This window comes from Vibrio penaeicida, from assembly GCF_019977755.1.
GTDB classification, from domain to species: Bacteria; Pseudomonadota; Gammaproteobacteria; order Enterobacterales; family Vibrionaceae; genus Vibrio; species Vibrio penaeicida.
The window spans coordinates 1,236,900-1,259,907 of sequence record NZ_AP025144.1 but is presented as its reverse complement, the minus strand read 5'-3'; the positions used below and the strand labels follow the sequence as shown (position 1 = coordinate 1,259,907).

At 42.4% G+C, this 23,008-nt stretch carries 21 protein-coding genes, 1 riboswitch and 1 other annotated feature; of the genes, 10 read left to right on the top strand and 11 right to left on the bottom strand.

From position 1 onward, the window contains the following. Positions 1-71: 71 nt before the first annotated feature. Entirely contained in the window at positions 72-584 is a 513-nt protein-coding gene (locus tag LDO37_RS05925) for a YchJ family protein (protein ID WP_126607182.1), read from the top strand. Positions 585-690: 106 nt separating this feature from the next. On the opposite strand, the gene hisIE is transcribed toward LDO37_RS05925, so the two are convergent. The 8 genes from hisIE to hisG are packed head-to-tail and all read right to left on the bottom strand — an operon-like array spanning position 691 to position 7,794. After that, positions 691-1,326 carry a bifunctional phosphoribosyl-AMP cyclohydrolase/phosphoribosyl-ATP diphosphatase HisIE gene (hisIE, locus tag LDO37_RS05920; RefSeq protein ID WP_126607183.1) on the bottom strand — a complete coding sequence of 212 codons (636 nt, stop codon included), beginning with the start codon at positions 1,324-1,326 and terminating at the stop codon, positions 691-693. Further along, complete coding sequence (hisF, locus tag LDO37_RS05915) at positions 1,323-2,096, bottom strand: imidazole glycerol phosphate synthase subunit HisF (protein ID WP_126607184.1); 774 nt, start codon at positions 2,094-2,096, stop codon at positions 1,323-1,325. The genes hisIE and hisF overlap by 4 nt, the downstream gene beginning before the upstream one ends. Beyond that, positions 2,078-2,815: a 1-(5-phosphoribosyl)-5-[(5-phosphoribosylamino)methylideneamino]imidazole-4-carboxamide isomerase gene (gene hisA, locus LDO37_RS05910; RefSeq protein ID WP_126607185.1), complete on the bottom strand. Its 738-nt coding sequence runs from the start codon at positions 2,813-2,815 to the stop codon at positions 2,078-2,080. The genes hisF and hisA overlap by 19 nt, the downstream gene beginning before the upstream one ends. Positions 2,816-2,826: 11 nt before the next feature. Then, positions 2,827-3,441, bottom strand: a complete 615-nt coding sequence (hisH, locus tag LDO37_RS05905) for an imidazole glycerol phosphate synthase subunit HisH (protein ID WP_126607186.1) — start codon at positions 3,439-3,441, stop codon at positions 2,827-2,829. A gap of 13 nt (positions 3,442-3,454) precedes the next feature. After that, entirely contained in the window at positions 3,455-4,528 is a 1,074-nt protein-coding gene (gene hisB / locus LDO37_RS05900; RefSeq protein ID WP_126607187.1) for a bifunctional histidinol-phosphatase/imidazoleglycerol-phosphate dehydratase HisB, read from the bottom strand. Between the two features lie 14 nt (positions 4,529-4,542). Beyond that, a complete protein-coding gene (gene hisC / locus LDO37_RS05895) occupies positions 4,543-5,595 on the bottom strand; it encodes a histidinol-phosphate transaminase (protein WP_126607188.1) in 1,053 nt (350 codons plus the stop codon). Then, positions 5,595-6,893: a histidinol dehydrogenase gene (gene hisD, locus LDO37_RS05890; protein ID WP_126607189.1), complete on the bottom strand. Its 1,299-nt coding sequence runs from the start codon at positions 6,891-6,893 to the stop codon at positions 5,595-5,597. Before hisD ends, hisC begins: the two co-directional genes overlap by 1 nt. A gap of 4 nt (positions 6,894-6,897) precedes the next feature. Then, positions 6,898-7,794: an ATP phosphoribosyltransferase gene (hisG, locus tag LDO37_RS05885; RefSeq protein ID WP_101112069.1), complete on the bottom strand. Its 897-nt coding sequence runs from the start codon at positions 7,792-7,794 to the stop codon at positions 6,898-6,900. A gap of 56 nt (positions 7,795-7,850) precedes the next feature. Further along, positions 7,851-7,983: a sequence feature (His leader region), on the bottom strand. A 256-nt stretch (positions 7,984-8,239) separates the two neighbouring features. Here hisG and LDO37_RS05880 point away from each other — a divergent pair. Further along, positions 8,240-8,704 (top strand): hypothetical protein, encoded by a 465-nt coding sequence (locus LDO37_RS05880; RefSeq protein ID WP_126609049.1) that lies wholly within the window; start codon positions 8,240-8,242, stop codon positions 8,702-8,704. A gap of 88 nt (positions 8,705-8,792) precedes the next feature. On the opposite strand, the gene LDO37_RS05875 is transcribed toward LDO37_RS05880, so the two are convergent. Beyond that, positions 8,793-10,421, bottom strand: coding sequence for a Na+/H+ antiporter NhaC family protein (locus tag LDO37_RS05875; protein ID WP_126609050.1), 1,629 nt, complete (start codon positions 10,419-10,421; stop codon positions 8,793-8,795). A 98-nt stretch (positions 10,422-10,519) separates the two neighbouring features. Beyond that, a riboswitch (Lysine riboswitch) is annotated at positions 10,520-10,703 on the bottom strand. A 323-nt stretch (positions 10,704-11,026) separates the two neighbouring features. Here LDO37_RS05875 and LDO37_RS05870 point away from each other — a divergent pair. The 4 genes from LDO37_RS05870 to LDO37_RS05855 all read left to right on the top strand — a co-directional run bounded on the left by LDO37_RS05870 (position 11,027) and on the right by LDO37_RS05855 (position 16,955). Then, a complete protein-coding gene (locus tag LDO37_RS05870) occupies positions 11,027-11,431 on the top strand; it encodes an H-NS family histone-like protein (RefSeq protein WP_101112063.1) in 405 nt (134 codons plus the stop codon). Positions 11,432-11,797: 366 nt separating this feature from the next. Further along, on the top strand, positions 11,798-12,472 hold the full coding sequence (gene imuA / locus LDO37_RS05865) for a translesion DNA synthesis-associated protein ImuA (RefSeq protein WP_126607783.1): 675 nt from the start codon (positions 11,798-11,800) through the stop codon (positions 12,470-12,472). Positions 12,473-12,475: 3 nt separating this feature from the next. Further along, complete coding sequence (locus tag LDO37_RS05860) at positions 12,476-13,876, top strand: Y-family DNA polymerase (protein ID WP_224055352.1); 1,401 nt, start codon at positions 12,476-12,478, stop codon at positions 13,874-13,876. Between the two features lie 7 nt (positions 13,877-13,883). Beyond that, positions 13,884-16,955 (top strand): error-prone DNA polymerase, encoded by a 3,072-nt coding sequence (locus LDO37_RS05855; protein WP_126608171.1) that lies wholly within the window; start codon positions 13,884-13,886, stop codon positions 16,953-16,955. 150 nt (positions 16,956-17,105) lie between these two features. On the opposite strand, the gene LDO37_RS05850 is transcribed toward LDO37_RS05855, so the two are convergent. Both LDO37_RS05850 and LDO37_RS05845 read right to left on the bottom strand, forming a co-directional pair. Further along, the gene (locus LDO37_RS05850) at positions 17,106-17,756 is read right to left on the bottom strand and encodes a YccT family protein (RefSeq protein WP_126608170.1); all 651 of its coding nucleotides are present in this window, start codon (positions 17,754-17,756) and stop codon (positions 17,106-17,108) included. A gap of 60 nt (positions 17,757-17,816) precedes the next feature. Beyond that, positions 17,817-18,779, bottom strand: coding sequence for a porin (locus LDO37_RS05845; protein WP_126608169.1), 963 nt, complete (start codon positions 18,777-18,779; stop codon positions 17,817-17,819). Between the two features lie 514 nt (positions 18,780-19,293). Here LDO37_RS05845 and dinG point away from each other — a divergent pair. Genes dinG through rsmS form a run of 4 tightly spaced genes read left to right on the top strand, consistent with a single transcriptional unit; the run spans position 19,294 to position 22,888 of the window. Next, positions 19,294-21,369 carry an ATP-dependent DNA helicase DinG gene (dinG, locus tag LDO37_RS05840; RefSeq protein ID WP_126606441.1) on the top strand — a complete coding sequence of 692 codons (2,076 nt, stop codon included), beginning with the start codon at positions 19,294-19,296 and terminating at the stop codon, positions 21,367-21,369. 21 nt (positions 21,370-21,390) lie between these two features. Next, positions 21,391-22,170: a TSUP family transporter gene (locus tag LDO37_RS05835; RefSeq protein WP_101112056.1), complete on the top strand. Its 780-nt coding sequence runs from the start codon at positions 21,391-21,393 to the stop codon at positions 22,168-22,170. Continuing rightward, complete coding sequence (locus tag LDO37_RS05830) at positions 22,167-22,718, top strand: primosomal replication protein (RefSeq protein WP_101112055.1); 552 nt, start codon at positions 22,167-22,169, stop codon at positions 22,716-22,718. The genes LDO37_RS05835 and LDO37_RS05830 overlap by 4 nt, the downstream gene beginning before the upstream one ends. Beyond that, positions 22,715-22,888, top strand: a complete 174-nt coding sequence (gene rsmS / locus LDO37_RS05825; RefSeq protein ID WP_126606440.1) for a pleiotropic regulatory protein RsmS — start codon at positions 22,715-22,717, stop codon at positions 22,886-22,888. Before LDO37_RS05830 ends, rsmS begins: the two co-directional genes overlap by 4 nt. The last annotated feature ends 120 nt before the right edge of the window (positions 22,889-23,008 follow it).

Genomic DNA, 23,008 nt, shown 5'->3' with positions numbered 1-23,008 from the left:
AAAATAAACTGTAGGCTAAATTGAAGGTGCACTTCGGTTTAGCTTACTACGCTCTATCTGGTAGAAGTGCTATGTCTAATTGCCCATGTGGAAACTCTCGTTCTTATCAAGATTGCTGTGAAATCGTCCACTTAAATCACGCAGCTGCCACCCAACCTGAAATGTTGATGCGTGCTCGCTACAGTGCACACGTTAAAGGAATGGTGGATTTCGTTGTTGATACTTATCATCCATCACAAAATGCCGATGAACAGAGAGAAGGGATTGCTAATTCGGTAGAAAGTGACTGGTGTAAGCTGGAAGTGATCAACACCGAAAGCGGCAGCCATGCTGACGAGGGTTACGTCGAGTTTAAAGCTTACTTCAATGAAGATAACCAACAATACTGTTTAGGTGAACGCTCTCGATTCCTTCGTGAAAATGGCATGTGGTATTACGTCGACGGGACTTTTCCAGAAGAGGAAACTCAGCCCTCTGAAGGTCCTGACCCTAGACTGAGTCAGCCCATTAAAAACCTTAAAGTTGGACGAAACGACCCATGTGTTTGTGGAAGTGGCAAGAAATTTAAGAAATGCTGTGGCTAGCTGTACTTCGCAAATAGGTGAAACAAATAAGAGAAAGAAGAGAAAGAAGAGAAAGAAGAGAAAGAAGCCTCTGACGTAGAGGCTTCTAAAAACAACGATTAGAATGCTATTTGTGACGCTCTTTCAGTTTATTAACCACATCGTCCATCGATAAACCTTGATCTTGCAATAGCACCAACAAGTGGTATATCAAATCGGCAGACTCACAGACTAACTCCGCCTTGTCGCCCGACGTCGCCGCAAGCGCAACTTCAACCCCTTCTTCGCCCACTTTTTGCGAAATACGCTTGGTGCCACGGGCGTATAAGCTGGCAGTATAGGAAGAATCTGGATCGGCATTCTTGCGGGCAGCCAATAGCTGCTCAAGCTGATGAAGCCACACCATTTGTGACTCTTCTTGAGGATCACCATCCCAACACGTCGTAGTGCCTTTGTGGCAAGTAGGTCCAACAGGATCGACCTTTACAAGTAACGTATCGTTATCACAGTCTAATGAGATATTTTTTAATGCTAGGACGTTGCCCGACGTTTCACCTTTGGTCCACAAACGCTCTTTCGTTCTAGAGAAAAAAGTCACCTGACCCGTTTCACCTGTTTTCGCTAGCGCATCTTGATTCATGTAACCCATCATTAAGACTTGGCTAGACTGGAAGTCCTGCACTATGGCTGGAACCAAACCATCCACTTTGTCCCAATTGATGCGCTCAGACAGTGCACTGACTTCAGTTGATTCAAAACTCATAATCGCACCTCTACGCCTTCTTTCTTCAAATACTTTTTCAGTTCACCAATATTGATGACCTGTTTGTGAAATACCGATGCCGCAAGAGCTCCATCCACATTCGTCGCTTGATATGCCTCGGCAAAGTGTTCCATAGCGCCCGCCCCACCAGAAGCGATCAATGGTACATTGCAGACTTCTCGAACCATGTTCAATTGCTCGATATCGTATCCATTTCTTACACCATCTTGATTCATCATGTTCAAGACGATTTCGCCAGCGCCGCGTTTTTGCACTTCTTGAACCCAATCTCGGGTTTCCCATTGCGTCGCTTTTGTACGGGCTTCATCGCCTGTGAATTGATAAACCTGATATTTACCTGTTTCTTTGTCAAAGTAGGAATCAATACCGACGACAATACACTGAACACCAAACTTATCGGCAAGCTCAGTGATGAGGGAAGGATCTGCTAAAGCAGGAGAGTTAATGGACACTTTGTCTGCGCCAAACTCTAAGATTCGAGCTGCGTCTTCTGCTGATTTAATGCCACCAGCCACACAAAAGGGAATATCGATAACTTCTGCTACGCGCGCGACCCAACTTTTATCGACCACGCGACCATCACTCGATGCTGTAATATCATAAAACACCAACTCGTCGGCGCCCTCTTGAGCGTATCTTTGGGCAAGAGGAACGATATCACCAATGATCTCATGATTGCGGAACTGAACCCCTTTTACCACCTGACCATCTCGAACATCAAGGCACGGAATTATTCGTTTTGCCAACATGCAAATGCCTCCTCTGCTGTAAATTTACCGTCTAATAAAGCACGTCCAACAATCACACCAGCGACTCCACTGCCTTTTAAGGCTTCAACATCTGCTAGTGACCCGATACCACCGGACGATTGAAACTGAACTTGCGGGTATTGTTTACATAGGTCCACATAAAGCTCTACATTCGAGCCAGCCAATGTCCCATCACGAGAAATATCAGTACAAAGCACATGCGTTAAACCGACAGTTAAGTAATCATCGATAAGCGCTTCAATAGTGACACCTGAATCTTCTTGCCAACCAGAAATAGCGACTTTGCGTACGCCGTTTTCATCAATATTAATATCGAGTGCTAGAACGATTTTCTCTGCACCGTATTTCTCCATCCAACCTTTTACCAGTTCAGGTTGTTTTACCGCAGTAGAACCAACCACAACTCGCTGGGCTCCGGCTTCCAGTAAGTCGACCACATCTTGTTCGCTTCTTACTCCACCGCCAATTTGAATGTTTGCTGGGGTACTTGCCAGCAGCTTGGCGATCAAATCAAGCTGGCGTGCCGATGTATCTTTTGCGCCGGTCAGGTCGACCAAATGCAGCCAATCCGCGCCGTCTTGATGGTACAAATTAAATTGCTCAGCTGGGTCTACTTTGTATTCGGTTACTTGACCGTAATCCCCTTGATACAGGCGAACGACTTGACCTTCAATTAAATCGAGAGCTGGAATAATCACTTATAATTCCCTTATAAATTCAGAAAGTTTTCAATGAGCTTAGAGCCGGCTTTAGAAGAACGTTCTGGGTGAAATTGCACACCATAATAGTTACCACTTTGTACCGCTGCGGTGAACGGGTTTCCATAGTCACAGTTGGCGATTGTGTAGTCACCTACTGGCATGGCAAAGCTATGCACAAAATAGAAATATTCACCTTCCTCAATACCTTTGAACAGCGGGTGCCCTGCTTTCGCTGAAACTGTATTCCACCCCATATGTGGTAAAGGTAGCTCGCCCGTTTCCATCAAATTGACTTCACCGTCACACAGCCCAAGGCATTCCACCGACTCATTCGCCTGCTGGCCTTTCTCTTGAGAGACTTTTCCTAGCAGCTGCATACCCAAACAAATACCAAGTAGCGGCTTCTCAACCTTCTTAACGAGATCAATCAGATCTCGCTCTCGAAGGTTTTTCATGGCTTCACTTGCGGTTCCGACACCAGGCAAAAACAGCTTGTCCGCTGCGAGTACCACCTCAGGATCTTTGGAAATGGTGACTTTATAACCTAGACGTTCAATAGCGAACTTCACAGAGGACACATTGGCGCATCCAGTATCAATTATGACGACTCTTTGTTCTGTCACGTGTCTTTCCCCTTTAAAGCATGCCCTTGCTGCTTGGTAATTCGTTACCTTCTACTTTAATGGCTTGGCGAAGTGTACGACCAAACGATTTGAATAGGCTTTCTACAATATGGTGGTCGTTTTCACCGGTAGAAGATAGGTGCAAGGTACAAGCCATAGAATCCGCTATAGAACGGAAAAAGTGTTCCGCCATTTCCGTTGAAAAGTCGCCAACCATTTCACGGCTAAATTTTGCATCGAAGACGAGGTAAGCTCTGCCCGACAAATCCAGCGCACATTGCGCTAAGCATTCATCCATTGGCAAACTGAAGCCGAAACGACCAATACCACGCTTATCTCCTAACGCTTCTTTTAATGCTTGCCCTAACGCCAGCGCAGTATCTTCAATGGTGTGGTGGTCATCAATGTGCAGGTCACCGTCCACACTGCATTTAATTTGGAATCCGCCGTGTGTCGCGATTTGATCCAACATGTGGTCAAAAAAGCCCAAGCCTGTTTTGATGTCGTTCCCACCTTGCTCATCAAGGTTAACGTTTACCTTGATGTCGGTTTCTTTGGTTGTACGAACCACTTCAGACACACGCGCATTCACGGTCAGATCTTTTAGAATAGTCCGCCATCCCATGGTTTCTGGGTTATACTGAATTCCGCGAATGGCCATGTTTTCAGCCAATTGAAGATCCGTTTCGCGATCACCAATCACTACTGAGCTTCGAAAATCCACTTTTCCACCTTGAAGGTACTCTTTCACCATCCCCAGTTGTGGTTTTCGGCAAGAACAGTTGTCTTCGTCAAAGTGTGGACATATTAGAACATCGTCAAACTTCACCCCCTGTGACTCAAAGATCTCCATCATCATATTATGTGGCGCATCGAAATTTTCTTGAGGGTAGCTGTCTGTGCCGAGTCCATCTTGGTTCGTCACCATAACCAATCGGTAGCCCGCATCCTGCAAAGCCAGTAGGCTAGGAATCACAAACGGTTCGAACTTTAATTTATCGAGACGGTCAACCTGAAAATCTTCTGGTGGCTCTACGATTAAAGTGCCATCACGATCAATAAATAGAATTTTTTGTTGCTTGCTCACTACGATTTCCTTTCTTAAGCGACATTTTTAGCTAACTGATTGCGAATAAAAGCGACAACTTTTTCACATTCATCACGATTTCCTACGCTAATGCGTACGCAGTTTTCAATGGGAGAGTTTCGTAGAATGATTCCGCTGTCCCATGCAGCTTGGAATATTGCATCGCCATCTTCAAATTTAACTAATAGGTAGTTACCCCACCCTTCAAAAACTTCAACCCCTTCCAGCATACTGAGACCCACTTGAAGATAGGCACGGTTTGCATTCAGATCTAACGATTGGAATTTCATTCTGGCTAACCCTGCTTCAGAAAGCGCTTGAACGGCAATCTCCGAAACAGGAACTGGCACTGGATAGGGTGCAATGACTTTCAATAGCACATTGATCAGCTCTTCATTTGCCAATGTGAATCCGCAGCGAAGCCCTGCTAGTGCAAAAGCTTTAGAAAGCGTACGTAAAATAGCCAGGTTAGGATACTGCGCTAAAAGATCAGTGGTTGAAGCTTCTGGACAGAAATCAATATACGCTTCATCCATCACGACAATGGCGCGATCTTTAGTCATTTCAAGCAAGGATACAATGTCCTCGCGTTTGACTAAATTTCCAGTTGGGTTGTTAGGGCTGCAGACAAAAACCAGTTTTACGTTCGCTAGGTTTTCTTCGATTCCCTTCAGATCCAACTGCCAATCTTGTGTCAACGGCACTGTTTTCCGCTCAACACCAATGGTTTCTGCACTAATGGCATACATGCCATAGGTGGGTGGGCAGTAGAGAATGGCATCTTCATTGGGTTCACAAAAAGCACGAATCAATAATTCGATGCCTTCATCTGCACCGCGTGATGTTAGTGTTTGCTCTGGCTTAACCCCAGCATAAGCGGCATACGCTTCAATGAGATCTCTCGGCTGGCATTCGCTGTAGCGATTCAGACGGGCAAAGTCTGTTTTGTATTCATTATTAAAAGGCGATTCGTTCGCATTGAGCCAAACGTCCCCTGTACCACCAATTTTTCGGGCAGAAAGATAAGGGGTCAGTGCTTGAACCTGTTTACGAGCCAACTTTTCCATCACGACTCTCCCTCTTGTAGCTTTTCTATACGAATAGTGACAGCACGCTTGTGTGCATCCAACCCTTCAGCTTCCGCCATCGTGACAACAGTTGGAGCCAAAATTTTCAGACCATCCGATGTTAACTCTTGCACTGTCATACGCTTTGAAAAATCAGCTAAGCCAAGGCTTGAGTAGGTGCGGGTATACCCGTATGTCGGCAGCACGTGGTTGGTACCTGAAGCATAATCGCCTGCAGATTCTGGTGACCAATCCCCAAGGAAAATTGAGCCTGCATTATCTAGAAGCGGTAGCAGTTCACGTGGGTTTTTCGTTTGAACAATCAGGTGTTCAGGACCATAAAAGTTCGAAATAGAGACACATTGTGTTAGAGATTCAGCGATAACAATCAAGCTTGAACCTAATGCTTGCTCTGCGATTTCAGCACGGGAAAGCGCTTTCAACTGACGTTGAACAGCGTCCGTGACTTTGTCTGCAATAACAGGAGAAGGGGTAACCAAAACCACTTGCGAATCTGGTCCGTGTTCAGCCTGGCTCAGTAAATCGGCAGCGATAAAATCCGGTTCTGCTGTTTCATCGGCAATAAGAAGCACTTCTGATGGACCTGCTGGCATGTCGATAGCCGCACCGCGAAAATCGTTGCTTACCTGACGCTTTGCTTCTGTTACGTACGCATTGCCGGGGCCAAAAATCTTGTCCACTTTACTTACAGAATCAGTACCATATGCCATCGCGGCGATCGCTTGCCCACCTCCCACATTATATACCTCATCGATATCACACAACTGTGCGACATAAAGTATTTCGTCAGCAATCGGAGGTGGCGAACACAATACGACTTTACGGCACCCAGCAATTTTAGCTGGTACGCCTAACATAAGCACGGTCGAGGGCAACGGAGCACTACCACCCGGAATGTATAGCCCGACGGTGTTAATTGGGCGAGTCACTTGTTCACAAACCACCCCTGGTTGAGTTTCGACTTTAATCGGCTGGGGCTTTTGTGCTTTGTGGAACATTGAGATATTGGCATACGCTTGTTCTAGCGCTTGTTTCATCTCGCTAGAAAGGCGATCTGAAGCTGCCTGAATATCCCGCTTAGACACTCGAACTGAATCTGGAGTGACACCATCAAATTTTTGAGTCAATTCGATAAGAGCAGTATCACCGCCTGCTCGCACTTTCTTAATAACATCAGAAACAGCGGCGGTAATATTCGCCCCTTCCGTTATGGCAGGGCGCTCTAGAACAGCGTCTTGTTGCTGTTCACTTAATGATTGCCAAACTACGGTTCTCATCCCATTACTCCATCATTTTTTCAATTGGCAGTACCAAAATTGAGCTGGCGCCAAGCTCTTTCAATTGTTCCATGGTTTCCCAAAACAGGTTTTCAGTGCTAACAAGATGTACAGCAACGCGGTTTTGCTCAGCAGACAGTGGAAGCACGGTTGGATCTTCAGCTCCTGGAAGTAAAGCTTTGACTTGTTCTAGCTTATCCGTTGGGGCATGTAGCATGATGTACTTAGATTCTTTAGCTTGTAAAACGCCTTGCATGCGAGTCAGCAGCTTTTCAATCAAAGCTTTTTTGTCTGCTTCGAACTCACCTTTACGTTGAATCAGGGTCGCCTTAGATTTAAAGATAACTTCTGCTTCTTTAAGACCATTGGCTTCAAGCGTTGCACCTGTTGAGACGAGATCAGCAATAGCGTCAGCAAGCCCTGCTCTCGGTGCAACTTCAACAGAACCAGTCAGTACACAAGCGCTGAACTCAACGCCTTGTTCATCCATGTAGCTTTTTAGTAGTTGAGGATACGTCGTTGCAATACGTTTACCCGCAAGGTCTTGAGGACCTTTATATTCTTCATCTTTATCGATAGCGATGGACAAACGGCAGCCACCAAAGTCTAAACGACGAAGCGGAACGAATTCGCAAGGCTCCCCTAGCGCTTTTCTGTCTAAACGCACCTCTTCCAATTCATTTTCGCCAATGAAGCCTAAGTCGACAACACCGTCCATGATAAGCCCTGGAATATCGTCGTCTCGCACAAGCAGAAGATCGATAGGCATGTTTTCAGAGTGAACGACAAGTCTCTCCCCCATGATATTGAACTTAGCGCCACATTTTTTAAGTAGGTCTAGACACTCTTTACTCAAGCGTCCTTTTTTTTGAATAGCAATTCTTAGGCGTTGTGTTTGCATTACGATGTCCCTATGCGAAATTTAGTGAATATTTAATATTTTATAAGTCGTTAAAAATGAAAAAACCCTCGGGAGTTTTCTCTCCCGAGGGTTTAAATCTGTATTTTCTGATTCAACCACCGAGAGTTCTGAGCCTCTCGGGTATGCGTAAACCTCCCGAAAGACTAGTCAGGATGATGATGGTGATGAATGTTCATTACACTTTTACGCATATTTAGTTTCTCCTTGAGTTAACTCCACACTAACTAAGCTCAATTGGATTTGCAAGACTCTATTCGAAAAAAATTGTCTTCTCGGCAATGACACTTTTTCTGTTTGTCCTTAGAAGCTGTTAAACAAATGCATCAAGTTGGTAATTAAATGCGATGTTCTTGTATTGCCCAACAATAAAACACCATTCAAAATATTTACAACAATATTATTACCTCTACCTAAGGATACAAACGTGATAAACAAATTTAAGGTATTAATGGCTGCAAGCGCTTCTATCTTATTAGCAGGCTGTACATCCGATACGACTACTTCTCATAATGCTGGTTACCCTGAACCACCTTCTTGGGATTTCCCTTATGTTACTGAAGCCGCATATGAAATTTCACCACACAACCTCGAAGGTCGTCCTTTTAACAGTGATGGATTGGCTTATACCCATGAGGAACTGGAAGCTCTACCAGTAAAAAACATGACATCCGAACAACTTCAAAATTACGCAGATGTAGTAACCCATGCCTTCCCTGATGCAACTTATCAATCTGTCCCTGAAAGTTGTGAAGATATCTCAGCAGAAAGTTTAAATGAAACGTCTTTGGCTAATGTGGCATACATTTCAATACAAGCAGTAGAGAAAGCAACGAGAGATTCAGCGAGAAGCTGCCTCGCGACATTACAGAAGATGTATAGAAAAGAGTAGATAGAAAACGAATAGATAGAAGAAGAGTGGATAGAGAAAGAGCAGGTTTTCACCTGCTCTTTTGATTAAGAGCTATTGAACTTAGTAATTAAGCCTTAGCTGGGCTTTGTTTGCGTTTGGAAATAACACTTAAAGCACCACATACCACAGCAAATGTCACACTCGCAGCGGCGAATGAGAATAGAATGGATGACGTCATTCCTAGAACAACAAATCCAACACAAGATACTAGTGCAACGGATAATGCGTAAGGCAATTGCGTTGCAACGTGATCAATGTGATTACAACGAGCCCCCGTCGAAGATAGAATCGTCGTATCAGAAATTGGAGAACAATGGTCTCCGAATACAGAACCAGCTAAAACGGCACTCAGCATAGGAAGCATCAACGCTAAGTCTGTCGCACCAGCCATATCACCAGCGATAGGCAACATGATGCCAAATGTTCCCCAAGAAGTTCCTGTCGAGAATGCCATCAAGCCAGATAGCAAGAATAAAATAACAGGTAACCAATGAACACTGATGTTGCCCTGTACTAACGAAGACAAGTAAGTGCCCGTTTTTAAGTCACCTATTACAGAACCAATTGTCCATGCAAAAAACAAAATTAATATAGCACCGAACATTGAACCAGCACCGATCCATAAAGTTCGAGCAATTTGAGATAATTCAATTTTCTGGCGGAAGACGGTAATAAGTGCTGTCGCTAAACCAATCAGACCGCCATAGCATAAAGATGCACCTACATCGGTATTTTCAAACGCACCTAACAGATCAAATTCTTTACCTGATTCAGTGAGTGATTCTGCTCCGGTATATAGCATAAAAAATATTGTCGCTAGAATTAAAGCAACAATTGGCATAATTAAATCGGCAACTCTACCTTTTTCACTTTCGCTAATATCAAGGTCTTCACTCAATTCACTGCTGGATTGATTATTTGCATCATCAAATCCCATTCCTTGAGAGGCTTCAATTTCTTTTTTACGCATCGGTCCAACGTCTAGCTGGAACCACACCACAGCAAAGACCATCAGCAGTGCAAATACCGCATAAAAATTCATTGGAACCATATTGACGTAAGCACTCAGCGCAGAAGAATAATCCGTCAACCCGTGAGTGACTAAAATCCCGCCAATGATAGTCATTATATAAGCGCCCCAGCTAGATGCTGGCATTAACACGCACATCGGAGCTGCAGTGGAATCTAGAATATAAGCAAGTTTAGAACGTGATACATAAAAACGATCCGTGACTGGGCGAGATATTGCTCCGACGGCTAGGCTATTAAAGTAATCATCAACAAAAATAAAAACACCTAAAAATGCGGCGAGTAATTTAGAACCACGTTTACTTTTCACGCGGCTTTGTGCCCATTCAGCGAATGCCCGAGTGCCACCAGACAAGGTAAGTAAAGCTGTCATCATTCCTAATAATAAAAGAAACGCAACAATACTCATATTCCAGCTATTAAGGCTACTCTCTTCTACTTTTACACCATCAACAGTAACTTCATTAGTTTCAATAACTACGCCATATACTTTGTCCCATATATATTTAATGGAATCAGTAATTGAATAGTCAGTGATCAGTAAACCACCAAGAAGAATGCCCATACCTAATGAGACAAGAACTCGACGAGTAATAATAGCTAGCCCTAAAGCGACAAGCGGTGGCAACAATGAAAGGGGGGACGATGCAAAATCTAATAAATTCATGATCTTCAGAAACCAATATTTGGTTAGAGATCTACTGTAGTCGGTATTATATATACCTTAAGTTGAACAAGCGAAAGGGAAGTGAACACTTCACCCAACCCCACAGTAGCGCTCCATAGTTTAACAACAATATAGACTATGGCAGTGTTATACCTATTCGGATATAACCCCAGCATTGAAGAATGATGGCTTTCAATACTTCGGCAATAACACCTTTCTGTTTCCCTCTTAGGTATCACCCTCTTGAAACATACTGATCATTACTGCGCCTCTACCTTAAGTACTGGATTGATTAAAAATCCACCACTTAAATCAGGTGCGAGTCATTCTACGGATGCAAAAGCTTTTTGCAACATATAATTTCAAGTTTTAATCAACTTGATGAAACTTTCGACTAGATTGAACGTCTATATGCCTTACACTTACACTTTTCTGACATTTAGCGTATTAAATATTGACGTATTCTATTCTGCTAAATAAGTAATTAAATATATTTTTAGAAATGTGTATTTGAATTTCGATATATTTGAAATAAAATTATATTGTATTCTCGTCTTACACTGTTATTATTGTGTACGTTTACTAAAATAAGAATGGGACTGAACATGTCAGATATTGCAAAAACCCTGCTTAATATTCGCAGTCTACGAGCATTTGCTCGTGATCTACCGCTTGAGCACTTGGAAGAAGCGCTAGATAAATTAACTACCGTTGTTGATGAACGTCGTGAAGTAGAAGCTGCAGAATTAGCAGAAAAAGCTGAACGCGAAGCTAAATTAGCTGAATACGCAAATATGATTGCTAAAGATGGTATCGATGTAGATGACCTTATTGCAGCGTTATCTGGAGAAACAAAATCTAAAGCGAAGAAAAAGCGCGATCCTCGCCCAGCTAAATACAAATACACTGTTGATGGCGTAGAAAAGACTTGGACAGGTCAAGGTCGTACTCCTTCTGCAATTCAAGCTCACTTGGATTCAGGTAAAGCTTTGGATGATTTCCTAATCTAGCTTTCACTTTGTTACAAAAATTATTGCAGCACTGGGCATGTCCCTCGATTCTATACACCAGTGTTTCATATATTGAGCCGAAATTTATATAAATTTCGGCTTTTTTAATGCCACTATTTGCATTACATCGATTAACGTCAAACTGCATATATTTATATTATTGATAACCATTCAAGCTATTTCATTTAAAATATATTCATCTAAGCTCATTTCATTATCATCCCTTTTGAAGAAAACACCTGAGTCATACATTTATGATTTATTTGTACTTTCTTCTTCTACAAGCTCAGTAGTGCAGAAAGTTCTTGCCGCTTCCTCTTGAATGCATATACTATAAATACTGTACATACATACAGGCTTATGGGAATGCATGAGATAATAAAGACACTAAAGCATAAAAACTTACTATGGAACGGGGTAAACACATCACATCATGCAGATGTTATCTCTTCAGGCTATACCGAACTAGATAACAAATTAGGCGGCGGCTTTCCAAGTAAAGGGGTCATCGAAATAGATACTGCTACTGGTATCGGTGAGCTACGATTGCTAGATGCATTTTTAAGCAATACTGCAGACAACAGACTCAGAGTTTTTATTCACCCTCCCGGAAAGATATGTGGAGAGTTTTTCGTAGCACAAGGCTATAAACTTGACAGGATTGTTGTTATTTCGCCAAGAAACTACAAGGAAGCTTTATGGGCTGCCGAACAATCATTGAAAAGTGGGGCTTGCTCTCATGTATTACTATGGCGTGACACGTTAGAAATACATCAAGTAAAACGGTTACAAATGGCGAGTGAAAATGGTAATTGCTCACTTATTATCTTCAAACCACAAAAACAAGCCTTTCCTCTACCTGTATCACTTAGTTTAAGTCTTGAGGCTCACTCAAAAGGTTTGAACATTACAATCAATAAACGAAAGGGAGGTCTAGGTAGAACAGTCTTATACATAGACATGTCCCATAACTGGGTGAATTTAACTAAGGCTCCCACAGATAATACCATCATTACCTTTCCTCTTCTAAAACGAGGATAAATTATGCTGTGGCTTTACCTGAACTTTACTCATCTACAGCTAGATTCTTCATTTTGTGGCTCAGCCTATGATGGCAACCTTGCCATCATTAATAACGATCACCAAATCGTACAACTTACACCTCATGCTTATACCTCAGGATTAAAACTCGGTATGGGGCTTGGAACGGCTGCATCGCTCTGCCACGATTTACAAGTTCATTCATACGATCCCCATATTGAACAAACAAAATTGAAGGAAATCGCACGGTGGCTTTACTTAATAACCTCAGACATCACATTGTTTGAGCCAAATGGAATTCTTTTGAAAATCAGCGATATGCTTTCGTTGTATTCTAATATTGAACATTACTGGTCAATCATTCAGTCTCACTTACAATCTTTTAATATACGCTATGACTATTCAACTGGATTTTCCCCATTTTCAGCACAAATACTTTCTCAACAGAAAACACATTTAATTACAGATAATAAAGAAGTCTTAAAAAAGAAACTTTATGCATTGTCTTTATCGGTTAGTGGACTACCCCATAAAACAGTAGAAAAACTTTCCCGCGTAGGTATTGAAACTTTCGATGACCTATTAGCCATACCAATGGCTGATATTGCTAAGCGTTTTGATATAGATCTTATTAACTATATAGGAAAAGTAACGGGTAGGTTTAAGCATCCAGTTGAATTCTATCATCCACAGCAAACCTTTAAATATTCTCTCGATCTATTATATGAAATAGAAAATGTCCAATGGCTCGAAAAACCGCTAAGTAAATTACTGAAAAAGTTGGAACATTTCCTTAAATTACGTGATCAAATCGCTCATGAAATTGAAGTTGTTTTGTTTCTCAGGAATAAACAGAACACCAGCTTTATAATAAGCTCTGCACAAGGAGAATATCTAGCTGTTAATTGGATAAACTTATCTAAGCTCACCTTAGAGTCTATTTCAATCCGTTCTCCCGTAATAGCAATAAGCTTGAGCACTAAACGAGTTGAGCAACAAGCCAACTTCAACACCGACCTATTTACAGGGCAACAGGGCAAGACAACGGCACTAGAGTTAATGTCAGTATTAGAAGCGAAACTAGGTAAAAAGGCTGTGAGCCGACCCAGTATTGCCCCAGATCCCCGACCAGAAATTGCTAATTCATACTCTTCTCCTCTCTCTGAACAACTGAAAGACCCTTTATTCAAACCCAAACTTAGACCAAGTATTCTCCTTCCACACCCAGAGCGGCTGACAGATGAAGTATCCATAGCACATGGTCCTGAAAGGGTTGCCACCGGCTGGTGGGATAATAACCCAGTGATTCGAGATTATTTTATTGTGCAAAGTCATGATGGTCGCTGGCTTTGGGTATTCAGAACACCAAAAAAACAGTGGTTTCTACACGGAATATTCAGTTAGGATTCTTATGAGTTATACCGAATTGTTTTGCCAAACTAATTTCTCCTTCTTAGAGGGGGCTTCTCACCCAGAGGAGTTAGTTGCACAAGCTGATTTCTTACAATATTCAGGGATTGCCATTACCGATGAATGTTCCGTTGCTGGTGTAGTACGAGCTTATAAGGCGATACAAGTTCAAGAGTTGCAACTAAAACTCGTTGTTGGCTCATTATTTCGAATGGGAGATGAGCTTGAATTAATCCTGCTATCCACAAATAGACAGGGATATGGTGAGTTATGCCGAATTATATCAAATGCACGAAGACGTAGTCCTAAAGGGGAATACAGTTTATCCGAGTGGGATATCATGTCAGCAAAGCATTGTTTGATTATCTGGCTACCAACCCATAAAGATTGTGACTTCCATTGGGCAAAATGGTTAACGAAACACCACTCACAAAAACTATGGATAGGTCTACAACGCCATCTCCAACACGATGACCATGCGTTCATACAGCACTGCGAACACCTTAGCGCCTTATACCATATTCCGATAACGGCTTGTGGTGGTGTCCTCATGCATAGTGCAGCTAGGCTCCCTTTACAGCATACTTTGACCGCGATTAAGCATGGTACGAACGTCAGCAACGCTGGTCGATTACTCCAAAGCAATTGTGAGCATTCACTTCGCTCGAAAGAAAAGCTTCAAAGAATCTTCAAGAAAGAGTGGTATATTGAAACCGAACGTATTCTCTCGCGTTGTCGTTTCGACTTAGGTTCTCTTCAATACGAATACCCAAGCGAACTGGTTCCAAATGGATACACGGCAATAGCTTATCTAAAAGAGCAAGTAAAAGCAGGCAGCAAACGCCGCTTTCCTCAAGGCATTCCACCCAATATACAAAAACTTATCGATAAAGAATTGGCTTTAATTGAAGAGTTAAATTACCCATTTTACTTCCTAACCATCTATGACATTGTCATGTTTGCCAAACGAAAGAAAATTCTCTATCAAGGTAGGGGGTCTGCCGCCAATTCTGTTGTTTGTTACTGCCTAGAAATCACAGCGGTCGATCCTCGGAAAATATCAGTGCTTTTTGAAAGATTCATCAGTAGAGAGCGTAATGAGCCACCCGATATCGATGTCGATTTTGAACATGAACGACGCGAAGAAGTCATTCAATATATCTATCAGAAATATGGTCGCAGTCGCGCTGCTCTCTCAGCTACCGTCATCACCTACCGATTTAAAAGCGCGGTGAGAGAAGTGGGTAAGGCTTTAGGGATCTCAGTAGAGCAACTCGAGTTCTTTATAAAGAATGTGAATAGGCGAGATAAAGAATTGAACTGGCAAGCGCAAATAGTCGAGCTAGGTCTCGACCCTGATGCTTATCAAGGGCAGCTTTTCATTCAATTGGTCAATGAAATACTTGGGTTCCCGCGTCACCTTTCTCAGCATGTCGGCGGTTTTGTTATCTCATCAGGTCCTTTATATGAATTGGTTCCTGTTGAGAATGCAGCAATGAACGAACGTACGGTCATCCAATGGGACAAGGATGATCTCGAAAGCTTGGGACTGCTCAAAGTCGATGTTTTAGCGTTAGGGATGCTAACGGCAATTCGTAAGTGCTTCAAAACGATCCAATCTTTCCATAACATCGAATTGAGCATTGCAGATATTACTCGAAAGCAAGATGATCCTAACGTTTATAACATGATTCAAAAAGCCGATACCATCGGTGTGTTTCAAATAGAATCTCGCGCTCAAATGAGCATGTTGCCTAGATTACGCCCCAAGAATTACTACGACTTAGTCATTCAAATCGCCATCGTCCGCCCAGGTCCAATACAAGGCGACATGGTTCATCCATTCCTCAAGCGACGTAATGGCATTGAAGAAGTCACCTACCCATCGGAAGCCGTCAAAGATGTTCTATCAAGAACAATGGGTGTACCCATATTTCAGGAACAAGTGATCAAGCTTGCGATGGTTGCAGCTGGTTTTTCAGGAGGAGAAGCCGATAAACTTCGAAGAGCAATGGCCTCGTGGAAAAAAAGTGGTCAATTGATGCAGTTCCGTTCCAAACTCATCAATGGCATGCTAGAGAGAGGTTACCAAGAAGAGTTCGCGAAAAGGCTCTTTGACCAAATATGTGGATTTGGTGAGTATGGTTTTCCTGAAAGCCACTCTGCTTCTTTCGCAGTCCTTGCGTACGTCTCATCTTGGCTTAAATATTACTATCCTGAGGCTTTCTATACGGCACTAATGAACAGCCACCCTATGGGTTTTTACAGTGTCTCTCAGCTAGTCCAAGATGCTCGAAGGCATGGGATTAATGTAAAACCAATTTGTGTGAATTATTCAGGCTACGATCATTTAGTAGTAAGAAATAACGATAGTTTTCATATTCGATTAGGGATGAGGCTAATCAAAGGACTAAAAAAAGAGACCGCAGAAAGAATCGTTCACCGCCGCCCTCATTCAGGTTATCAACACACTTCAGATTTGAAAAGTATAGGAATCGAACGTAAAGATTTAGAAACTCTCGCCTCTGCAGATGCACTAAAATCATTTGCTGGTAATCGTTTCTCCGCACGTTGGAAGATAATGGATAGTGCCAATGACCTCCCCTTGTTTCATTCACAGAAAGAGCGAGATAGCCGCTACTTTTATCAGCCTGACGATTTCAGTACCTTAACAGAAGACTACGCCGCTACAGGGCTTTCTTTAAACCAGCACCCTGTCACATTGTTAACCAATGCAGGTATGCTGCCGAAATTCACGCGGATGCAAGAGCTCTCTAATAAGCCGCATAAATCTCTGATCACTGTGATTGGCTTAGTGACAGGCAGACAATCTCCCGGCACAGCCGCCGGAGTCACATTTTTCACGTTAGAGGACGACACTGGAAACGTGAATGTCGTTGTATGGGGAGCAACAGCAAGAGCCCAAAAACAAGCTTACCTTACGGCAAAGATTCTAAAGGTAAAAGGGATTCTAGAACGAGAAGGGGAAGTTATACATGTAATTGCTGGAAAACTGACTGACATGACCAACCACTTATCCAAATTAAAAACACAATCAAGAGACTTTCATTAACATCAGCTTTGGATAAGAACAGCATAACCCATTGGATTAAATGAAAACTGTACTTCATGCCCTTTCCAGTAAGAGGTTAATTCGTACGAATGAAACGAGAAGACTTAAAAAGCAAGAAAGCGGCAATAGCCGCTCTCATTATATAATTCTTTATTCTTGGTCGATCATCCATTTACGAAAAGCCTTACGCTCCTCTTTGGACGCTTTCAAGTACCAAGCTTGCAATTGCTCTAACGTCTGAGGTTTTTCCCCTTGAGCCGCTTTAGCAACCGATTTTTGAGGCTTAGCGACTGGGGCTGCTTTTGTCGTCGCAGCTACTACAGCAGTTGTCGCTGAAAATGAAATGCCCTGCTTCTCGTTATAATCGCGAACTAGTGCTTTCACATCCCAATAAGGAACAAAGCCCCCTTTCCCTTCTAAAAAAACAGACTGACTTTCAATCAAGTTACCGTCTTCATACACTAACCACTCGGGGCTTTTATTAAAAGTATTACGAGCATGCTGAACACTATAAACTTTAGGATGTGCAATCGTAATGTCTTTACCACTTGATTGGAAAGACACAATATATGGGTTGGAGGTAAAAATATCCTTACTTCCACCCGTCCCAAAAGATTTGGACATTTTAACTACAGCCTGATTGGTCCCTTCAGATAGCTTGAAGCCTTCTTCAAACTCTGAACTCTCCATACCATTCAATACCAAAAGGTCGACACCTGATTTTAGCTCTAACTGCGCTGCACTTAAAAAAGTAGAAAAGCACATTGTCAAAGGAACGATAAACGTATTCCTAAACTTCATGAATCCTCCATAATAAAAAAGCCACCCTAAGGTGGCTTTTATACAATACTTTAAAGCGAATTAGAATGACGCTTTAACACCGAAGCCGTAGCCAGTGCCATTTTTGTCTTCAGTATCTTTAGCTGTAGTAAAGCCAACTTCTGCGTAAGCTGTTACATTAGAAGTTAGAGCATAACCAGCATTGATGAATGAATTATTAACTGCATCTGCACCATCTGTATCAGCTTTTGAGTTAGATAGACCAGCGCCGAAAGTCCAGGCATCCATAGTGTAAGTAGCAGCTGCACCTACGATGTTAGTTTTAACTGTAGAACCAGACTCATCAAGTTTGCCTTGGCTAAAGCTAGCTTCCAGCTTAAGTGCGTCGATAGTGTAAGCACCTTCCAATGCTAGGATAGTTAAATCACCACCAGTCTTAACGCCTTTAGTTTTACCAAAGAAACCTTGAACATCTAGATCACCAAAACGTGCACCAAGCTTAGCATCAACGTGGCTGCTATCCGCGTCTTTTAGCTTTTCGTGATCAGCAGATTTGTTTTGAAGAAACGCAATACCGCCGTAGAATTGACCCTTATCAAGGGTGTACTTAACAACTTCATCGCCAGAGAAGTCGAAGTTATCTACTTTAGATGTAACACCGAATAGGTAGTCACTACCAATACCTAGGTCATCAAGAATAGTTGCTGTACGACCGAATACGATGTCACCCATAGAAGCAGAATAGAAACCGATGTACGCGTCACCAGTTTTAGAACCAGTGTCTTGTACTTCGAAGAAACCGCCTACTTGAAGATCGTCGTTCACTGCGTAACGTAGGTCAAATGCGAAATCCGCATCATCAACTTCTTGAGTTAGTTCTGCGTCAGAGTGCTTTGCGCCATCTTTAGCAAAGCCTTTCTTGTAACGAACTTCGATGTCGCCTTTAAGGTTAGCTGTAACGCCATCTTTGTTGTAAAGTTCGATAGAAGCGTTTGCAGAACCTGCAACCGCCATAACTGCTAGAGCTACTAGAGTCTTTTTCATAATAATCCACTGCCTTTTCTTAGCTGGGAATTCCTTTTCGGTTCCCTTATTTAGTTTTATTAGAGTCGGTTCTCGAGCATTTGCTTAAGGCACAACTCCTCTAAATTTCGATGTTAAGATTGCAGAAGAATCCGCTACATGTCAAATGACTAAAAAAATAAAAATAAAAAATCGTAAATAAATAAAATTCAATGACTTACATTGACAACATAAACTTTTAGAGTGAAATCACATCACATTTTCATAAAAAATCTTTTCCTGTTGTTTTTATTTTTTCAGCACAAAAAATTAATAAATCAAACTTATCACAACAAATTTAGCCGATAATTCTATTGAATAGGGTTTCTTGATATTATTATCTATACTTTTTAACGACTTTACCTAACCCCATGATCGTTCAATTTTTTTTTGTGATTGAGATCTAGATTTACCTAAAAAGCACGCCATTCTGACGAAAACACATGCAACAGCAGGATTGTGCTACAATCTCGCGCGGTTAAATCAGAGGCAGAAAATGCTTAATACAACGATTCAAAAGTCCATTCGCAGCAGCTATAGCAATCTGCAAAATCATTTAGAAAACTTTATACCAAGACGGGCACAAAACTATCTCGTATCAGAGATTGCTCGCACATTGGCAGGACAGTATCACAAGTCAAATAGAATGCTTGTTGCCGAAGCTGGAACAGGAATCGGTAAGTCTTTAGCATATTTAATGAGTGCCATCCCTTTTGCGTCTTTTAGTAAGAAGAAGGTAGTGATCTCTACCGCAACAGTTGCGCTACAAGAACAACTGGTTCACAAAGACCTCCCACTATTTCGTAGAATTAGCGATGTTCCGTTTTCATTTGCATTAGCAAAAGGTCGGCAAAGATATTGCTGTGCTGAAAAACTAGCCATAGCAAGTGGGAGCTCAGATCAACAAATCGCTATTTTTGAAAACAAGCCATCGAGCAGCGATATAGAAACGTTGCAGCAAATGTACTCTCAATTAAGTTCAAATAAATGGGATGGGGAGCGAGACTCATGGTCAACCCCTATATCAGATATTTTATGGTCACGTATTGTCAGCGACAAACACAGCTGTAATGCAACATTACCTTCTCACCGCGACTGCCCTTTTCAAAAAGCACGCTCTCAGTTAGATAAAGTCGACGTTATTATCGCAAATCACAGCTTAGTCATGGCAGACGCTGAATTAGGAGGCGGAGTTATTCTTCCGGAGCCTGAACAGACTATTTTTGTCTTTGATGAAGCCCACCACCTCCCTAAAGTGGCACGTGATCACTCATCTGCTTCGGCAAGTTTAAAAGGAGTGGCGTCTTGGTTAGAGAAGTTAAATTCACAGTCTGCAAAGCTGTGCTCCCTAGCTGATGACAAGCGAGTAAGTCGATTTAGAAATGAGCTTCAAGATTCGATACAACATCTAATACCCAGCCTCAACCAACTGGCGAAACAATTCGACCCTTCGCTATTTGTTGAAAAAAGTTACCGCTTTGAGCACGGCGAGCTACCGACATGGCTAGAAAATGAATCTCAGGAACTTAAGAAAGCGAGTAAAAAGGGCGCGCAAGCTCTAGCTAAGATCGCCGATTTAATTTCCGAGCGCGTAAAAGAAGGAGAGTTATCAAATCGTTTAGCTGAGCCCGCATTGGCTGAGATTGGGTTCTTCTTGCAAAGATACGAAAATTTATCGAAGGTTTGGCATTTAATGGCAGAGCCTACAAGAGAGAAAGGTGCACCATTAGCTCGATGGGTCGAAACCTCGGAAGAGCGAGAGGGCGACTTTATTATATCGGTATCTCCGTTAGAGGTAGGCTGGCAACTAGACCAACTATTGTGGAGTCGCTGCGCGGGTGCTGTTTTGGTCTCTGCCACGATGAGAGCCCTCAACTCCTTTTCATTTTTCTGCCGTCAGACGGGGATCAGCGAGAAAAAGGAAGACGGCACACAATTTCTTGCACTCGCCTCTCCTTTTGATTACCAAAATCAGGGTGAGCTCTACATACCTAAAATTAAATTCGAGCCACAAGCCAGCGAGTTTACCGATTGTTTAATTGAAACTCTTCCCTCCTATATAGAAGAGGGGAAGGCCAACTTGGTTTTGTTTGCCTCTTATTGGCAAATGAATAAAGTAGAGCAAGGTATAGAGAAACTCGCAAAGAAAAATAAATGGATGCTACAAGTCCAAGGCGAAACCTCGCGCAACGAGATCCTCAAGAAACATAAATTTTACTGCAGTAAGAAAAAAACCAGCATTCTCTTTGGAACAGGGAGTTTTTCAGAAGGGTTAGACTTACCTGGTGAATTATTAGAAAACCTAATTATTACTAAAATTCCTTTTGCGGTTCCCACCTCTCCAGTAGAAGAGGCTCATGCGGAGTATATCGAGAGGAAAGGAGGAAACCCATTTCTCCAAATTTCTGTGCCAGAAGCCAGCAAAAAGCTCATTCAATCTGTCGGTAGATTGCTGCGTAAGGAACGAGATTCTGGTAGAGTCGTCATCCTAGACAGGCGACTCGTCACAAAGCGTTATGGCAAGTCTTTAATAGACTCATTACCCCCATTCAAAAGACGTATCGATTATTAATAACAAATAATAAGCAATCATATGGAATTTATAGAACCAACGATGTTGGTTGTTCTCGCTCTTGTGGCATTTCTTGCAGGATTTATTGATGCGGTAGCTGGTGGCGGCGGAATGCTTACTGTCCCCGCGTTACTATCGATAGGTTTGCCTCCGCATATCGCCTTAGGAACGAATAAACTCGCAGCAACCTTTGCCTCTTCTACAGCCGCTCTCACCTACTATAAGAAGCGGTTATTTAAGCCAGAATGTTGGAAGAAGGCATTCATTGGCACACTCATAGGTGCGACCATAGGAACCTTTGCCGTCGACGCCATCAGCACGGAGTGGTTGGAGAAAGTTCTGCCTCTTGTTATTTTAATTACCGCTTTATATACGATCCTCCACAAACCAGTGAAAGCATCAAATAATGCGGTACCAGAGCCATGCCCTAGCCTTACGAAAAAACAATGGCTACAAAGCCTAACTTTAGGTTTCTATGATGGAGTAGCAGGCCCTGGAACAGGTGCATTTTGGACAGTAAGCAGTATGGCTTTGTACAAAATGAACATTCTGCTGGCTTCCGGTTTAGCCAAAGCCATGAACTTCACCAGTAATTTTACCTCTTTAGTTATGTTTGCTTTCTTAGGGCACATTAATTGGGTATTAGGTCTTACGATGGGTGTATGCTTAATGGTAGGTGCTTACGTAGGCGCTCATTCAGCTATCAAATTTGGAGCAAAATTCATTCGCCCTGTCTTTGTCACCGTCGTGGTTGTACTTGCTGGTAAACTGGCGTTTGATGCTTGGTTTGTAACTCTATGAAGAATTTCAGTTCCCTGAAAGAAAATATTGCTCAGTTAAGCCTTCAAGCGGCACAACTTGACCGCCAACGAGGCGAGCATCATCAGGCACTTTTTGATGAGCGACTTTTCCACTGCAAAGCGCGTTTACTGGTTCCTTGTGTCCAAGAGCTTGAATCCACCTTTCAATCCATTATCAGAGAACAAGAGAGTGGAAGGCTAACACCTTTAAGAGCGGAGCATTTAACGGCTCAAATGGTGGCACAGCTCGAAGCCATACAGCGCGAGCTGTCGACGCAAACGATCAGGAAAAGTGAAATCAAGCATTCGAGCCATTTTCAGAAGCCAATCAACCAGCTCTATCAAGAAATGGCACAACACCAAGAATGGGAGCGTCGGCTAAAGGAGCTCGTCGTCGAAAAGTCCAATGCGCTTGAGTCGGCTCCCGCATATATGCAGAGTCAGGCTCAACAAACGCTGGTAGCTGCAGAACAGCGCCTTAAACGCTGCCAAGAATCTAAGCTAAAAATTGAAAACCAAATTACCTATAGAGAGCGTAATCAAGTATGACTCATTCCAACTCTCCTTCTCCTTTAGATACAGCACCAGACGAAATCAAGCTAGCTGTTGATCTCATCTACTTATTGGAGTCGAACGAAGTGGATATTGAAACCGCTCTGGCAGCTCTAGAGATTGTAAAGTCCGACCTACAAAAAAAACGCTTAACTAAAGAAAACTAATAACGAATTTATCAAATAGACTCAAATCGACTCTTTTAGGAATATCGCGTTGTAACGTTTTATCGAATAAATGCGTTTGGAATAGGATATACCCAAGTGACCTCAAGATGCTGGATTCAG

What these genes read in the sequence shown, in the direction of transcription:
- hisIE (WP_126607183.1), bottom strand. Translation starts at nt 1,326, where the DNA reads ATGAGTTTTGAATCAACTGAAGTCAGTGCACTGTCTGAGCGCATCAAT.
- hisD (WP_126607189.1), bottom strand. Translation starts at nt 6,893, where the DNA reads ATGAGAACCGTAGTTTGGCAATCATTAAGTGAACAGCAACAAGACGCT.
- LDO37_RS05860 (WP_224055352.1), top strand. Translation starts at nt 12,476, where the DNA reads ATGCTGTGGCTTTACCTGAACTTTACTCATCTACAGCTAGATTCTTCA.
- dinG (WP_126606441.1), top strand. Translation starts at nt 19,294, where the DNA reads ATGCTTAATACAACGATTCAAAAGTCCATTCGCAGCAGCTATAGCAAT.
- rsmS (WP_126606440.1), top strand. Translation starts at nt 22,715, where the DNA reads ATGACTCATTCCAACTCTCCTTCTCCTTTAGATACAGCACCAGACGAA.
- LDO37_RS05855 (WP_126608171.1), top strand. Translation starts at nt 13,884, where the DNA reads ATGAGTTATACCGAATTGTTTTGCCAAACTAATTTCTCCTTCTTAGAG.
- LDO37_RS05830 (WP_101112055.1), top strand. Translation starts at nt 22,167, where the DNA reads ATGAAGAATTTCAGTTCCCTGAAAGAAAATATTGCTCAGTTAAGCCTT.
- LDO37_RS05850 (WP_126608170.1), bottom strand. Translation starts at nt 17,756, where the DNA reads ATGAAGTTTAGGAATACGTTTATCGTTCCTTTGACAATGTGCTTTTCT.
- LDO37_RS05875 (WP_126609050.1), bottom strand. Translation starts at nt 10,421, where the DNA reads ATGAATTTATTAGATTTTGCATCGTCCCCCCTTTCATTGTTGCCACCG.
- hisC (WP_126607188.1), bottom strand. Translation starts at nt 5,595, where the DNA reads ATGGAAAAGTTGGCTCGTAAACAGGTTCAAGCACTGACCCCTTATCTT.
- LDO37_RS05870 (WP_101112063.1), top strand. Translation starts at nt 11,027, where the DNA reads ATGTCAGATATTGCAAAAACCCTGCTTAATATTCGCAGTCTACGAGCA.
- LDO37_RS05835 (WP_101112056.1), top strand. Translation starts at nt 21,391, where the DNA reads ATGGAATTTATAGAACCAACGATGTTGGTTGTTCTCGCTCTTGTGGCA.
- LDO37_RS05925 (WP_126607182.1), top strand. Translation starts at nt 72, where the DNA reads ATGTCTAATTGCCCATGTGGAAACTCTCGTTCTTATCAAGATTGCTGT.
- hisF (WP_126607184.1), bottom strand. Translation starts at nt 2,096, where the DNA reads ATGTTGGCAAAACGAATAATTCCGTGCCTTGATGTTCGAGATGGTCAG.
- hisG (WP_101112069.1), bottom strand. Translation starts at nt 7,794, where the DNA reads ATGCAAACACAACGCCTAAGAATTGCTATTCAAAAAAAAGGACGCTTG.
- LDO37_RS05845 (WP_126608169.1), bottom strand. Translation starts at nt 18,779, where the DNA reads ATGAAAAAGACTCTAGTAGCTCTAGCAGTTATGGCGGTTGCAGGTTCT.
- imuA (WP_126607783.1), top strand. Translation starts at nt 11,798, where the DNA reads ATGCATGAGATAATAAAGACACTAAAGCATAAAAACTTACTATGGAAC.